Source organism: Halobacterium sp. R2-5, from assembly GCF_011734195.1.
Lineage (GTDB): Archaea > Halobacteriota > Halobacteria > Halobacteriales > Halobacteriaceae > Halobacterium.
In genome coordinates, this window is sequence record NZ_JAANTH010000002.1 from 611,798 (window position 1) to 626,179 (window position 14,382).

The 14,382-nt window shown below is 69.2% G+C and carries 12 protein-coding genes; 8 read left to right on the top strand and 4 right to left on the bottom strand.

All coding sequences use genetic code 11. The annotated features are described in order from the left end of the window. Positions 1 to 74: 74 nt before the first annotated feature. The 6 genes from G9C83_RS11835 to G9C83_RS11860 all read left to right on the top strand — a co-directional run bounded on the left by G9C83_RS11835 (position 75) and on the right by G9C83_RS11860 (position 9,276). Complete coding sequence (locus G9C83_RS11835; protein ID WP_167246342.1) at positions 75 to 1,418, top strand: sodium-dependent transporter; 1,344 nt, start codon at positions 75 to 77, stop codon at positions 1,416 to 1,418. Between the two features lie 139 nt (positions 1,419 to 1,557). Further along, positions 1,558 to 2,991, top strand: coding sequence for a sodium-dependent transporter (locus G9C83_RS11840; RefSeq protein ID WP_167246343.1), 1,434 nt, complete (start codon positions 1,558 to 1,560; stop codon positions 2,989 to 2,991). Positions 2,992 to 3,072: 81 nt separating this feature from the next. Continuing rightward, the gene (locus G9C83_RS11845; protein ID WP_167247215.1) at positions 3,073 to 4,617 is read left to right on the top strand and encodes an acyl-CoA carboxylase subunit beta; all 1,545 of its coding nucleotides are present in this window, start codon (positions 3,073 to 3,075) and stop codon (positions 4,615 to 4,617) included. Then, complete coding sequence (locus tag G9C83_RS11850; RefSeq protein ID WP_167246344.1) at positions 4,617 to 4,874, top strand: acc operon protein; 258 nt, start codon at positions 4,617 to 4,619, stop codon at positions 4,872 to 4,874. The genes G9C83_RS11845 and G9C83_RS11850 overlap by 1 nt, the downstream gene beginning before the upstream one ends. 149 nt (positions 4,875 to 5,023) lie before the next feature. After that, positions 5,024 to 6,856, top strand: coding sequence for an acetyl-CoA carboxylase biotin carboxylase subunit (locus tag G9C83_RS11855; protein WP_167246345.1), 1,833 nt, complete (start codon positions 5,024 to 5,026; stop codon positions 6,854 to 6,856). A gap of 338 nt (positions 6,857 to 7,194) precedes the next feature. Next, positions 7,195 to 9,276, top strand: coding sequence for a hypothetical protein (locus tag G9C83_RS11860; protein WP_167246346.1), 2,082 nt, complete (start codon positions 7,195 to 7,197; stop codon positions 9,274 to 9,276). Here G9C83_RS11860 and G9C83_RS16180 read toward each other — a convergent pair. Beyond that, entirely contained in the window at positions 9,273 to 9,407 is a 135-nt protein-coding gene (locus G9C83_RS16180) for a hypothetical protein (protein ID WP_279587170.1), read from the bottom strand. The genes G9C83_RS11860 and G9C83_RS16180 overlap by 4 nt on opposite strands. 200 nt (positions 9,408 to 9,607) lie before the next feature. Between G9C83_RS16180 and G9C83_RS11865 the strand changes: the two genes are divergently transcribed. After that, positions 9,608 to 10,558, top strand: a complete 951-nt coding sequence (locus G9C83_RS11865) for a biotin--[acetyl-CoA-carboxylase] ligase (RefSeq protein ID WP_167246347.1) — start codon at positions 9,608 to 9,610, stop codon at positions 10,556 to 10,558. On the opposite strand, the gene G9C83_RS11870 is transcribed toward G9C83_RS11865, so the two are convergent. From G9C83_RS11870 to G9C83_RS11880, 3 genes are all read right to left on the bottom strand, one after another. Further along, positions 10,555 to 10,998 carry a universal stress protein gene (locus tag G9C83_RS11870; protein WP_167246348.1) on the bottom strand — a complete coding sequence of 148 codons (444 nt, stop codon included), beginning with the start codon at positions 10,996 to 10,998 and terminating at the stop codon, positions 10,555 to 10,557. The two genes, G9C83_RS11865 and G9C83_RS11870, sit on opposite strands and share 4 nt — an antisense overlap. A gap of 70 nt (positions 10,999 to 11,068) precedes the next feature. Continuing rightward, complete coding sequence (locus tag G9C83_RS11875) at positions 11,069 to 12,085, bottom strand: amidohydrolase family protein (RefSeq protein WP_167246349.1); 1,017 nt, start codon at positions 12,083 to 12,085, stop codon at positions 11,069 to 11,071. 117 nt (positions 12,086 to 12,202) lie between these two features. Further along, positions 12,203 to 13,429: an HD domain-containing protein gene (locus tag G9C83_RS11880; RefSeq protein WP_167246350.1), complete on the bottom strand. Its 1,227-nt coding sequence runs from the start codon at positions 13,427 to 13,429 to the stop codon at positions 12,203 to 12,205. A gap of 123 nt (positions 13,430 to 13,552) precedes the next feature. Here G9C83_RS11880 and G9C83_RS11885 point away from each other — a divergent pair, with 123 nt between their 5' ends. Continuing rightward, on the top strand, positions 13,553 to 14,335 hold the full coding sequence (locus G9C83_RS11885; protein ID WP_167246351.1) for a hypothetical protein: 783 nt from the start codon (positions 13,553 to 13,555) through the stop codon (positions 14,333 to 14,335). The last annotated feature ends 47 nt before the right edge of the window (positions 14,336 to 14,382 follow it).

Below are 14,382 nucleotides of genomic sequence, written 5' to 3' on the forward strand. Positions count from 1 at the left end.
TACCCTCAGCGCCGGAAACCGACGCGGAGACCGTACGGTTTTTAATTAGCGGCGTGGGTACGGCGTGGTAGACCATGGCAGAACGAGAGACCTGGACCACGAGAATCGGCTTCATCTTCGCCGCCGTCGGATCGGCGGTGGGGCTCGGGAACATCTGGTCGTTCCCGTTCCAGACGGGGTCGAACGGCGGGGCCGCGTTCCTCGTCGTCTACCTCGCGATCGTCTTCCTGTTCGGCTTCCCGGCGATGCTGATGGAGTTCGTCATCGGCCGCGGCAGCAACCAGAACCCCATCTCGGCGTTCCGCGAACTCGGCTTCGGTAGCTGGTCGTTCGCCGGCACGCTGGGCGTCCTCTCCTCGATGGTGACGCTCGCGTTCTACAGCGTCATCGGCGGCTGGGTGCTCAGCTACATCGCCGGTAGCGCCACCGGCGCGTACTTCGGCAACGCCGGTGGCTTCTTCGGCTCCGTGTCCGCCAGCCCGCTGGCCGTCGGCACGCACGCCATCTTCATGGGCATCACCATCGGCATCGTCGCGTTCGGCGTCGAGAACGGCATCGAGCGCGCGACCAAGTTCATGATTCCCGCCATCGTCGTGTTGCTCCTCGGCCTCGGCGTCTGGGGGACGACGCTCGACGGCGCCAGCGCGGCGTACACCTACTACCTGTCGCCCGACTTCGGCTACATCGCCGACAACCTCGCGTCCATCATCCCGTCCGCCGTCGGGCAGGCGTTCTTCACGCTGTCGCTCGGGTTCAGCGTGATGATAGCGTACGCTTCCTACCTCGGGCGCGACGACAGCCTCCCCGCGGACGGCGGCGCCATCGTCGTCATCAACACGCTCGTCGCGCTGCTCGCCGGGTTCGTCGTCTTCCCCGTGCTGTTCGCCAACGGCATCGACCCGGGCTCCGGCGGCATCCCGACCACGTTCGTCAGCCTCGCAACCGCGTTCGGCGAACTCCCCGGCGGTAAGCTTCTCGGCGTCGTGTTCTTCGTCGTGCTGCTGCTCGCCGCGCTGTCCAGCGCGATCAGCCTGCTGGAGACGCCGACGTCGTACATCGTCGACAAGTACGACTACGGCCGCAAGACCGTCGCGGGCGCGCTCGGCGGGTTCATCTTCCTGCTCGGCGTGCCGACCGCGCTGTCGACGAGCACCCTCAGCTGGTACAACGCCATCGTGTTCAGCCTGCTGCTGCCGTTGGTCGTGCTGCTGTTCTCGCTGTTCGTCGGCTGGATCGCGTACGGCCCCGCGACCGAGGAGCTCGGTCTCGGGAGCTCGTTCGGCGACGGCTTCACCACGCTGTGGCTGTGGTGGGTGCGCCTCGTTATCCCGGCCGGCATCGGCCTCACGCTCGTCCTGGGCGTCCAGGACCTCCTCGTGAAGGCGGGCGTCCTCGACGCCGCGATCATCCTCGCCTAGGAATCCTCACTCGGGGCCGGAGTTCGCCCCGAAATCGAAGTTCTATAACGGTCTATCAGGCTATTTTCGCGGCGAATATCGCGAGTTGACGGTTCCTCAGACGGAACTCTCAAATGCGGGGGGTTGCTACGCCCTCACAATGACACGTGAGTCCTGGCAGACCCGGCTCGGGTTCATCCTCGCGGCCGTCGGTTCGGCGGTCGGCCTCGGGAACCTCTGGCGGTTCCCGTGGATGACGAGCGAGAACGGCGGCGCGGCGTTCCTCGTCGTCTACCTCGGCATCATCCTGCTGGTCGGCGTCCCCGGCCTGCTGGCAGAGTTCGTCATCGGGCGGCGCTCCCGACGCAACCCCGTGGGCGCGCTCTCCGAGCTCTCGGAGTCGAAGTACTGGTCGGCGTTCGGGCACGTCTTCGTCGTCACCGCCGTCGTGTTGCTGTCGTTCTACAGCGTCGTCGGCGGGTGGATCGTCCGGTACTTCGCGGAGAGCTTCACGGGCGCGTACTTCGCCAACCCCGGCGCGCACTTCGAGGCCGTCAACTACGGACTCGAGGCGGTGGCGTTTCACCTCGTCTTCCTCGCCATCACCGCGTTCATCGTCCACCGGGGCGTCCGCAACGGCATCGAGACCGCGACGAAACTGATGATGCCCGCCATCGTCGTGCTGCTGGCCGGCCTCGCCGTCTGGGGCGTCACGCTCGACGGCGCCGCCGAGGGCGTCTCGTTCTTCCTCTCGCCGGACGTCGCGTACCTGCAAGCGAACTTCCTGGACATCCTCCCCGCGGCCGCGGGCCAGGCGCTGTTCACGCTGTCGCTGGGCGCCGGGACGATGCTCACGTACGCGTCCTACCTCGGCGAGGACCGCTCGCTGGCCGCCGACGGCGCCGCCATCGCGGTGCTCAACACGCTCGTCGGCGTGCTCGCGGGCGTCGCCGTCTTCCCCATCCTGTTCGCGCTCGGCGCGGGCGCGGGCGGCGGCGGCCCCGGCGCGCTGTTCGTCAGCCTCGCGGGCGCTCTCGAAGCGCTCCCGTACGGCCGGGTCGTCGGCGTCGTCTTCTTCGGCGTCGTGCTGCTCGCCGCGCTGTCATCGTCGATCTCGATGCTGGAGATTCCGGTCTCCTTCCTCGTCGACGAGTACGGCGTCTCGCGGCGCGCGGCGGTCGGCGGCCTCGTCGGCCTGTTCGCCGTCACCGGCAGCGTCTGCGCGCTCGACGCCGACATCTTCGGCGTCGTCGCCGGGCCGGTCGTCGACCTCCTGCTGACCGGCGGGCTGGTCGGCTTCCTGCTGTTCGCCGGCTGGGTGCTCGGCACGACCGCGACCGAGGAGCTCGGCCGCGGCGCCGGGTCGCTGACGCGCTCGCTGTCGACGCCGTGGCTGTACGCCGTCGGCGTCGCCATCCCCGTGTTCCTCATCTTCACGTTCGTCTCCGGGCTCGCCGACGCGCTCGGTGTCGCCGTCGCGCCGCTGTCGCTGCTCGGCGTCACCGTCGACCAGACGCAGGTGTTCCTCCTCGTCACCGCCGCGCTCGCCGTCGCCTCCTTCCTCGGGCTGCGCCGGTCCCAGTCCGTGCTGTAGGGACAGCGCGGCTCGCTGGTGGCTCGTCGTCTCGGAATCCTTTTGCCGCAGGTCGCGGAAACCACGCACAATCAGATGACGATGGAAGAGCGCATCGAGGAACTGCGCGAGAAGACCGAGCGTGCACTCCTCGGCGGCGGCGAGGACCGCATCGAGTCCCAGCACGAGAAGGGGAAGATGACCGCCCGGGAGCGCATCGACTACTTCCTCGACGACGGCACCTTCAACGAGTTCGACCAGCTGCGCACCCACCGCAGCCACAACTTCGGGATGGAGGAGAAACAGCTCCCCGGCGACGGCGTCGTGACGGGCTACGGCGAGGTCAACGGCCGCACCGTCTTCGTGTTCGCCCACGACTTCACCGTCTTCGGCGGCAGCCTCGGCGAGGTGTTCGCCGAGAAAGTCTGCAAGGTCATGGACAAGGCCATGGAGGTGGGCGCGCCCGTCGTCGGCCTGAACGACTCCGCGGGCGCCCGCATCCAGGAGGGCGTCGACTCGCTGGGCGGGTTCGCGGAGATCTTCACGCGCAACGAGAAGGCCAGCGGCGTCGTCCCCCAGATTTCGGCCATCATGGGGCCGTGCGCGGGCGGCGCGGTGTACTCGCCCGCCATCACGGACTTCATCTTCATGGTGAAAGACACCAGCCACATGTTCATCACGGGGCCGGACGTCATCGAGACGGTCACCGGCGAGGAGGTCGGCTTCGAGGAGCTCGGCGGCGCGACCACCCACTCTTCCGAATCCGGGGTCGCGCACTTCGCCTGCGACAGCGAGGAGGAGGCCCTCGACAACATCAAGCGCCTGCTCTCCTACCTCCCGCAGAACAACGTCGAGGACCCGCCCCGCGTGGAGCCCTACGACGACCCCGAGCGCCGCGACGACGCCCTCGAGAGCATCGTCCCCGACGAGCCCCGCAAGCCCTACGACATGACCGACGTCGTGGACAGCGTCGTCGACGAGAACTCCTTCTTCGAGGTCCAGGAGAACTACGCGAAGAACATGGTCGTCGGGTTCGCGCGCCTCGACGGCCGCTCGGTGGGCGTGGTCGCCAACCAGCCCCGCGTGAGCGCGGGCACCCTCGACATCGAGGCCTCCGAGAAGGCCAGCCGGTTCGTGCGCTTCTGCGACTCCTTCAACGTCCCCATCGTCACGTTCGTCGACGTCCCCGGGTTCATGCCGGGGACCGACCAGGAGCACAACGGCATCATCCGCCACGGAGCGAAGCTGCTGTACGCGTACTCCGAGGCGAGCGTGCCGCTGCTGACGGTCATCACGCGGAAGGCGTACGGCGGCGCCTACGACGTGATGGCCTCCAAGCACCTCGGCGCGGACGTCAACTACGCGTGGCCGACCGCCGAAATCGCCGTGATGGGGCCGAAGGGCGCCGTCAACGTCCTCTACCGCGAGGAGCTCGCGGACGCCGAAAATCCGGACGAGCTCCGCGAGCAGCTCATCGACGAGTACCGCGAGGAGTTCGCGAACCCGTACACGGCCGCCGACCGCGGCTACCTCGACGCCGTCATCGAGCCGACAGAGACCCGGCCGCGCCTGATTCAGGACCTGGAGATGCTCGCGAGCAAGCGCGAGGACACCCCCGAGAAGAAACACGGGAACATCCCGCTGTGATGGCCGTGACCGACCCCGACATCTCGATTCCCGACGACGCGACCGACGAGGAAGCCGCCGCCATCGCGGCCGCGGTGAGCGCGCACCTCGCGCGCCTCGAAGCCGAGGCCCCCGACGGCGACGACGAGGAGACGTGGGACGGGAAGAAGTGGGCGTTCGCCGGCCGCATCGCCGGCCTCGACGGCCACGGGCGCCGCGTCCCGGACGGCGCGCCGACGGACGCGTGGGCCGCCGCGGGCCGCCGCGACCGGTTCTGAGCGACGCGCTCGATGCTCCGAGTCTGACCGTTTGTCGACCGAGTGGGGCACACGGTAACGGATTCGAACCCGCTCGTTTCGTCTCCGAACGAACGAGCGGGTTCGAACCGAAGCTATGAGTAGGGCGTCCATAGAACGGATTGTCAGAGATGTTCGAGAAGGTCCTCGTCGCGAACCGCGGCGAAATCGCCGTCCGCGTGATGCGGGCGTGCGAGGAGCTCGGTATCGAGACAGTCGCGGTCTACAGCGACGCCGACAAGCACTCGGGTCACGTCCGGTACGCCGACGAGGCGTACAACGTCGGGCCCGCACGCGCCGCCGACTCGTACCTCGATCACGAGGCCATCATCGACGCCGCCCAGCAGGCGGACGCCGACGCCATCCATCCGGGCTACGGTTTCCTCGCGGAGAACGCCGAGTTCGCCGGGAAGGTCGAGGACACCGACGGCGTCATGTGGGTGGGGCCGTCGGCGGCCGCGATGGAGCAGCTCGGCGAGAAGACGAAGGCCCGCCAGACGATGCGGGACGCCGACGTCCCCATCGTCCCCGGGACCACCGAGCCCGCGGAGTCCGTCGACGAGGTCACGGCGTTCGGCGACGAGCACGGCTACCCCGTCGCCATCAAGGCGGAGGGCGGCGGCGGCGGCCGCGGGATGAAAATCGTGCGCAGCGCCGAGGAGGCCGAGGAGCAGTTCGAGTCCGCCCAGCGCGAGGGCGAGGCGTACTTCGACAACGCCAACGTCTACCTGGAGCGCTACCTGGAGAACCCCCGCCACATCGAAGTCCAGATCGTCGGCGACGAGCACGGGAACGTCCGGCACCTCGGCGAACGTGACTGCTCGCTGCAGCGCCGCCACCAGAAGGTCGTCGAGGAGGGTCCGAGCCCCGCGCTCACCGACGACCTCCGGGAGCGAATCGGGGAGGCCGCACGCCGCGGCGCCGACGCCGCCGGCTACACGAACGCTGGCACGTTCGAGTTCCTCGTGGAGGACGACCCCGACCGGGAGGCCGGCGAGCTGCTCGGCGAGGACGCGGACTTCTACTTCCTCGAAGTGAACACCCGGATTCAGGTCGAGCACACCGTCACGGAGGAGCTGACGGGCATCGATATCGTGAAGTACCAGCTCCGGGTCGCCGCCGGCGAGGAACTGGACTTCGCGCAGGACGACGTCGAACTCGACGGGCACGCCATCGAGTACCGCATCAACGCGGAGAACGCAGCAGACGAGTTCGCGCCCGCGACGGGCGGCCAGCTCGAGACGTACGACCCGCCGGGCGGTATCGGCGTGCGCGTCGACGACGCGCTCCGGCAGGGCGACGACCTCGTCACCGACTACGACTCGATGGTCGCGAAGCTCGTCGTCCACGGCAGCGACCGCGAGGAGACCATCGCGCGCTCGCAGCGCGCGCTCGCCGAGTACGACATCGAGGGCATCCCGACCATCGTGCCGTTCCACCGGCTGATGCTCACCGACGACGCGTTCGTCGGCGGCACGCACACGACGAAGTACCTCGACGAGCACCTCGACCCCGAGCGCATCGACGAGGCCCAGGAGCGGTGGGGCACGGAGCCCGCGGGCGGCGACGGCGACGAGGACGTCGTCGAGCGGGACTTCACCGTCGAGGTCAACGGCAAGCGCTTCGAGGTCAACCTCGAGGAGCGCGGCGCCGCGAAGCTCGCGACCGGCGGCGACGCCGGGAGCGGCGGCCAGCCCCCGCAGCCGGCGGGCGGGCGGGACGACGACGCCGGGACGGCCGTCGAGGGCAGCGGGGAGACCGTCGAGTCCGAGATGCAGGGGACGATTCTCTCCGTCGACGTCGACGAGGGCGACGAGGTCGAGCCCGGCGACGTGCTCGTGGTGCTGGAGGCGATGAAGATGGAGAACGACGTGGTCGCCTCCCGCGGCGGCACCGTCACTCAGGTCGCCGTCGAGGAAGGCGACAGCGTCGACATGGGCGACGTGCTCGTGGTGCTCGACTAGGCGCCCGAATTTTTATTGCCGGTGGTAACCCTGTGTGACACGATGACTGACGTGGCGGCGTCGTCGTGCGACGAGCCGCGAGCGCTCGTTGACGTATCACGGGACTATCGGGAGCGGCGCCGGGCGCTCGCGCCGCCGGCGTCCGCCTCGGAACGCGCCACCGGTCCGGTTAACCGTCCTGGCTGCGACTGTCGACTACCGCGACGCCCCACTACTGTCATGGCAAACACTACTCCCGCCAGCGACACGACTCGTCCGCGAGCACACGGCGTCCGCTCGCTGCGAGTGTTCGCAGCGAGGCTGCCGCGGGGCTCGCCGCGTCGGAGACGGATGCAGCGATGAGACCGGAGTTCACGCCGCTGGTCGACCCGGACGGCCTCCTCGTGCGCGACCCCATCGAGAACGCGCAGTTCGAACTGTACACCGACCGCGTCGTCGACCCCGTCGAGGCGGACACGGAGCAGTTCGTCCTGCCGGTCGACAGCGCCGTCACTGTCACCGCCGGCGAACTCGAAATCCCCCGACTGGTGAACGTCTTCCTGTGGGACGACACCGGGACGATGGTCGGGGAGTCGGTGAACCAGCAGCACACCGAACATCCGTCGAAGTGGTACTCGCTGGACTTGCCGCTCGGACCGATGAAACTCCAGCTCGTGGTCGAGAGCGGGTTCTCGGTTCGCCGCTCGGAGAACACGACGCACGTCGACTTCGGCGGAGTGGCCACGTTCCAGTTGGGTGTGCGGTCACACCACGAGTCGCCTGCCGGCTCGATAACCATCGGCGACAGCATCGAGGACGCGATGCACGCCGTCGCGCTCAGCAGCTCGGCGCTCAAAACCACGTCGCCCGAGCGGTCGTTCCCGACACTCCGCGGTCACCCGCCGCTCGTCGAGCGCGGCGACACCTTCGACGCGCCCGACGCGTTCGAACGTCCCGACACCGACGTCACTATCGAGATTCCGCGCGACTACGGTGACCTCTTCCGGGTGAGTTCGCTGGCGTACTACCTCGGCGCGGACATCAGGCCGGGCGAGGAGCGCGTCCTCGACGTGGACGGACACCGGTACGGCCTCGACACCGAACGGGGCTTCGAGGCGGAGGTGTCGAAACTCCTCAAGCACGTGTTCTTCCTCGACTGCGTGACGCGGACCGAGGGGTTCTACCAGGTCGACCTCCACGAGCGTGAGGCGGTCGAAGACGCGCTCTCGTTCGACCCCGCGGTGGTCTACGACGCGTCGTCCGCGGAGCGGCTCCGCGCGTACCTCGACGTCCCCTACGAGGTCACGATGCCCCACGTCCCGCAGTGGAAGCTCACCGCGGACATCGAGGCCGACCCCGACCACGTCGAGGCGGTGCCGTTCGTCGCGAACGAGCTCGCGACCGTCCGCATCCCGCAGGACGACGAGGAGCCGACCGTCCACGAGGAACCGGAGGAGTTGACGGAGTTCTACCGGGCGGACGGCCAGACGGTCCGGAGCTCCCCGGAGGCGGCGTCGCCGACGGACTGGTCGAACGTCGTCAAGCCCGAGGAGACCGACGCCATCGAGCACACGTGGGTCGCAGAGGGGTTCCCGCTCGGCGCGACCAAGACCCGCGTGGAGTCGTACCGCCGGCGGCTAGAGCGGCCGGCCCGCGAACAGGGTTCCATCAGCATCGACATCGTCTGCAACGAAGACGAGATGAACGAGGAGGACATCGTCGAGCAGTTCTACGGGACCCGAGACATCTTCGAGTTCGACATCACCGTCCACTACGACCTAACCGGCGAGGAGTTCGCGGACGTCCTCCGGAGTGACACGGACTTCCTGCACTACATCGGCCACGTCGACAGAGGCGGGTTCCAGTGTTCGGACGGCATGTTCGACGCGCGGACGCTGGAGGAAGTCAACGTCGACGCGTTCCTGCTGAACGCCTGCAAGTCCTACGAGCAGGGCGACGCGCTCGTCGAGCGCGGGAGCTACGGCGGCATCGTCACGCTCGCGAACATCAGCAACGACCCCGCGGTCCGCATCGGACGCGCGCTCGCTCGCCTACTGAACAGCGGTTTCACGCTGCAGGCGGGGCTGTCCGTCGCGCGGAACGTGACGCTGTTCGGCAGCAAGTACATCACCATCGGCGACGGCACGCTCCAGCTAGTGCAGAGCAAGGACGGGACGCCGGTCGCGACCGAACTCACGGAGACCGCGGACGGCTACGAGTTCACGATACGGGGCTACCCGACGCCCCGGTCGTCCATCGGGTCGCTGTACTTCCCCCACATCAAGGAGAACACCAAGCAGTACCTGAACTCCGGCGTCATCGACACGTTCGACGTCACGGCGAGCGACCTGCGCGAGTTCTTCAACCGTGGCGTGGTCCCCGTGCTGTTCGACGGCGAACTCACGTGGAGCGACGAACTACTGCAGAACGAACTCGACTAGGGGCCGCTCGTCGTGGTTCCGTGTGCTGCCGCCGCGGCGCCCGTCGTCGACAGGAACACCATCAGGCTGAACAGCACGCCGATCATCCGCGGGTTCTCCTCGAGGAACTGCGTGAACTTGCTGTCTGTCATCGTCTATCGATACCATTTCACGGTGACATATTCAATCTATTTGAAAATAACAGAGATAAAATATTAGTAATTAGGTCAGTGTAAATTCCCGCGGTGGTGGCGCGAGACCGAAGCGGCCGTTTCCAGCGACGTAAGCCCGGGTTTTCAGTGTTTCCCGAGAATGGCGAGGCTTTTGACGCCGCGGCGGGTAGTCGGCGGCGATGAACGAGACGCGCCGCGCGGTCCTGGACGCGCTCGCGGACGGCCCCGTGGCGGGGCCAGTGCTCGCCGAGACCCTCGGCATCTCGCGGACCGCGGTCTGGAAGCACGTCGAGGCGCTCCGCGACGCCGGCTTCGACGTCGACAGCGAACCAGACGGGTACGCGCTCGCGGGCGTCCCCGACTACGGCGCGGAAGCCGTCGAATTCGGGCTGGACGCGCCGTTCGACGTGGAGTACCACGACGCGCTCCCGAGCACGAACGACCGCGCGCGTGAACTCGCGGCCGACGGCGCCAGCGACGTCGTGGTGCTCGCTGACCGCCAGACGGGCGGACGCGGGCGGCGCGGCCGCGAGTGGTCGTCGCCGTCCGGCGGCGTCTGGATGAGCCTCGTGCTCCGGCCGGAGCTGCCACCCGCGCGCGTGCCGCTGGTGACGCTCGCCGCCGCCGTCGCCGTGACAGACGCCGCCCGCGAGGCGGGCGTGGACGCCGCCATCAAGTGGCCGAACGACTGCGTCGTCCCCCGCGAGGGCACCGAGCGCGGCGGCGACAAGCTCGCGGGCGTGCTCACGGAGATGGAGGGCGAGGCCAGCCGCGTCTCCTGGGTCGTCGTCGGCGTCGGCGTGAACGTGGACGTGAATCCGGGCGAACTCGTGGGGGACGCGACGAGCGTTCGCGCGGAGGGCGGCGACGCCGACCGCCGGGCGTTCGTCCAGCGCGCGCTCGAACGGTTCGACGCGCTCCGCGCCGACCCCGACGCCGTCCTCGACGCGTGGCGGGAGCGCGCGGCCACGCTCGGCGAGCGCGTGCGCGTCGAAACCGCGGACGGCGACGTCGTCGGCGACGCCGTCGACGTGACCGAGCACGGCGCGCTCGTCGTCGACACCGGGGACGCGAGACGCGTCGTCCACGCCGGCGACTGCCAGCACCTCCGGCCCGTCGACGGGGCCTAACTGGTCTCGACGCGCACCGTCAGCACCGGTACCGACGACGACCGCACGACCTTCTCCGTGACGCTGCCGAGCAGCAGCCGGTCGATGCCGCCGCGGCCGTGCGTCCCCATCACGACGAGGTCGCAGTCCTCGTCCTCGGCGTACCGGACGATTTCGCGGCTCGGGCTGCCGTCGACGAGCGCGCGCTCGATCGGGACGCCGGCCTCGACGGCAAGCTCCTCGACCTCGTCGAGGGCGGTGGCGCCCTCCTCGTTCATCATCGCGGCGACGCTCTCCCACGAGGACTCCATGGGGAGCCCGGAGAAGCTCGCGGAGTTGACGACGTACAGCGCGTGGACGGTCGCGTCGTGTTCGGTGGCGAGGTCGATGGCGTGCTCGACCGCCTGCCGTGTCTCCTCGCTGCCGTCGGTCGGCACGAGGATGCGCTCGTAGCGGCCCATGTGTGCTAGCAGTTGTCGGGGGGAGGGCTTAACTTTCGGGGAGGGTTCCCGGCAGGCAGAAAGCGACGGACTACGGAGTGACGACGCGTTTCACGTCGCTGGCGCCGGCGCGGCGCACGACCGCCCGGACGGGGTCGCGGACGCCCGCGAGGTTGTCCGAGTCGCCGTCCAGCACGAGCAGGCGGGCTTCGCGGCCGGCCTCGACGACGCCGTAGTTGCCGCCGATCACCTCGGCGCCCGCGCGAGTCGCCATCCGCAGCACCTCCGGCGCGGAGACGTCGAAGCACTTCGACGCGAACGCCATCTCGCGGAACATCGACGGGCTGTTCGTCATCACGTTGTCCGTCCCGAGCGCCACCGTCGTGCGGTCGAGCAGCTGCCGCACCGGCGGCGTGCCGACGTCCGTCACGAGGTTCGACCGCGGGCAGACCGCGACCGGGATGCCGTTGTCCTCGACGCGGTCGAGATGCAGGCCCTCGGCGTGAACCATGTGCACGAGCAGGTCGGGGTCGAGGTCGAGAGCGGGGTTGATGTCCCGGGCGTCGACCTCGCCGGCGTGGATGGCGAACGGCTTGCCGGCGTCCCGCGCGGCGTTGCGCTCGCGGCCGAACTCGCCGTCGGCCGCGCCGCTCGCGCCGAACCCGTCAGCGGCGTCGAGGACGTCCGCGGTCTCGCGGCCGAAGACGAACGGGTCGACGTCGACGCCGTCGGCGGCCTCGCGGAGCGCGTGCACGCCCTCGACGCCGCCCTCGCGGAACTCCAGCGTGACGGTGGTCCCGGTCTGGTGCATGAACCGGAGGCTGCGGCGCATCCCCGCGACGAGGTCCTCGCGGCTCGCCTCGCGCAGCAGCCGGTGTTTCAGGCCGTCCGGCGGCGCGACGAGCTCTTCGAGCGTGAGCCCGCGGCCCGCCTCCTTCGCGATGGAGTCGCCGAGGTGCGTGTGCGCGTTCACGAACGCCGGCAACACGATGTCCTCGGAGTCGGTGAGCTCCTCGTCGAGTCGGACGACTTCCCCGCCCTCGACGACGAGCGTGCCCTCCACGGGCTCGAAGTCCTCGCCCCAGAGGACGGTTCCGGAGAGTTCCATACCGGGTGGTGCGCCCGCGGCACCGTGAAGGTTACTCGACGCGCGCGGTTACGACATCGCTCGCGCATCGCTGCGCTCCGCGCTCGCCACAACGTGCTCTCCCGCTGGTCGAGCACGCTACTCGAACTCCGCCAGCGACGCGTACCGCCCGGGCGTGTTCACGTCGCTGACGAGCGCGCCGTCGACCTCGAGGCCGAGCACGCGCTCGGCCGCCTGCCCGACGGCTTCGACGTGCTCGTCGGGCGCGTAGACCCCGAGGCGCCACTGCTCGCGCTGGGCGACCTGGAGCGCGCGCACGAGCGTCGACTGCTCGTCGAGGCGCCGGACCTCGCCGCCGACGAGCACGCCGGTCGTGGACTCCCGCATCGACGGCTTCCCGGGGACGTCGACGATGACGGCGTCCGGGTCGACGTCGGCGCTCGCCGCGACCTCGCGCTCGAACTCCCGGATCTCGCCGTGGTCGGCGTCGAGGAGGCGGTCGGGGACGTCGCCCATCTCCGCCCAGACGGCGCGCTTGTAGAGGTCGCGGTCGGCGAGCCGGCGGCCGAACTCGCGGCTCGCGTCGTGGGTGCGCAGCGCCACCGAGAGCTCGTGGTCGTCCATTCGCCGGAGGGCTTCGGCGTCGATGCTGGTGGTGTCCAGCAGCGTCTCCGTGCCGCGCCGGAGCATCGACTTGCTGATGCGGGCGACGTGGTGGCTGTAGACAGTCGGATTCATCAGCGCGCGCGCCAGCAGCAGGGACTCGGCGGTCTGGACGTTCCCCTCGTCGAGCACGAGGTCGCCGTCGATGAACGTCAGCCCGCGCACGAGCCGGCCGTGGTCGATGGTGCCGTAGGGGACGCCGGTGTGGTGGGCGTCCCGTACGAGGTAGTCCATGCGGTCGACGTCCAGCTCGCCGGCGACGAGCTGCGCGAGCTCACCGTCGCCGCGGATCAGCGCGGCGACCTCCTCGGGGTCGACGCCGTACTCTCCGAGGACGCGGGCGACCTCGCCTTCGGTGACGAGCTCGTCGACGTCGTCGTGCTCCTTGCCGGTGCGGCGGGAGACGACATCCTCGACGTTGTGGCTGAACGGGCTGTGGCCGACGTCGTGGAGGATTGCGGCGGCTCGCACGCGCTCGGCGTTCGGGCCGGCGACGTCGAGGTGGTCGAGCGCGCGGTCGGCGAGGTGGTAGACGCCCAGCGAGTGCTCGAAGCGCGTGTGGTTCGCGGAGGGGTAGACGAGCGCGACGGTGCCCAGCTGCTTGATGCGGCGGAGCCGCTGGACGGGCGGGGTGTCCAGCAGGTCGGCGGCGACGCCCGCGACCTCGATGTGGTCGTGGACGCTGTCCTTGATGGTCGTCATTTATCGAGGGTTCGCCGTTCTCGCCTAAAAACCCGGGGACCGGCGGGATACGGCCCGTCACCCGACTCCGCGGGCGGTGTGCTCTTCGGTGGGGTTTTCACCTTCCTCGCCGAACCCGAAACCATGCGAAAACAGATTGCGGCCATCGCCGTCGCGGCGCTGCTCGTCTTCGCCGGCTGTTCGGCCGGCGGGGACGGCGGAGCGACGACGACCGCGGCGGAGACCACGGGCACGACGGGTGGCGACGCGAGTCCGGTGTACGAGTCACCGCTCGACGGGCAGACGGTCGCGGAGAACCACGAGGCCGTCGTTCGGGACGCGGGCACGTTCACGCTCGTCTCGACGTCGAACCAGACACAGGGCGAGCAGTCGTTCGTCGTGAACTCCACGACGGCCGTGGACCTCGAGTCCGGCGAGTACTTCTCCCGCCAGGAGGCACAGGGCCGGAGCGTCGAGGAGTACGGCTACGGCAACGACACGGCGTTCCGGAAGCTCTCCGTGGCGTCGGGCGAGACCCAGTACTCGGTCCCCCAGCAGACCCCGAACACCTCCCAGTTAGCGGGCAGCCAGATCGCGTCGTTCGTCGACGCGTTCTCGCTCTCGCACACCGGCACTGAGTCCGTCGACGGCACCGAGACGCACGTCTACGAGGCGTCCGGCGTCGAGGACCTCAACGACTCCGCGCCCGGCTTCTCCCAGATCGACGCGGACAACGTCACGGCCATCGACGCGCAGGTGTACGTCACCGACGACGGCCTCGTGAAGCGGTTCGCGTACTCGCTGTCCGTGTCGACCGAGCAGGGCAACGTGAGCCTCGGCGTCGACCAGCGCTACGCCGAGGTCGGCTCCACAACCGTCGAGCAGCCGGCGTGGCTCGACGACGCGCGCGAGAACACTTCGGCCTGATTCTCGACCGGTGACGCAAGCGTTTACCGGACTGCGGACCCACGACC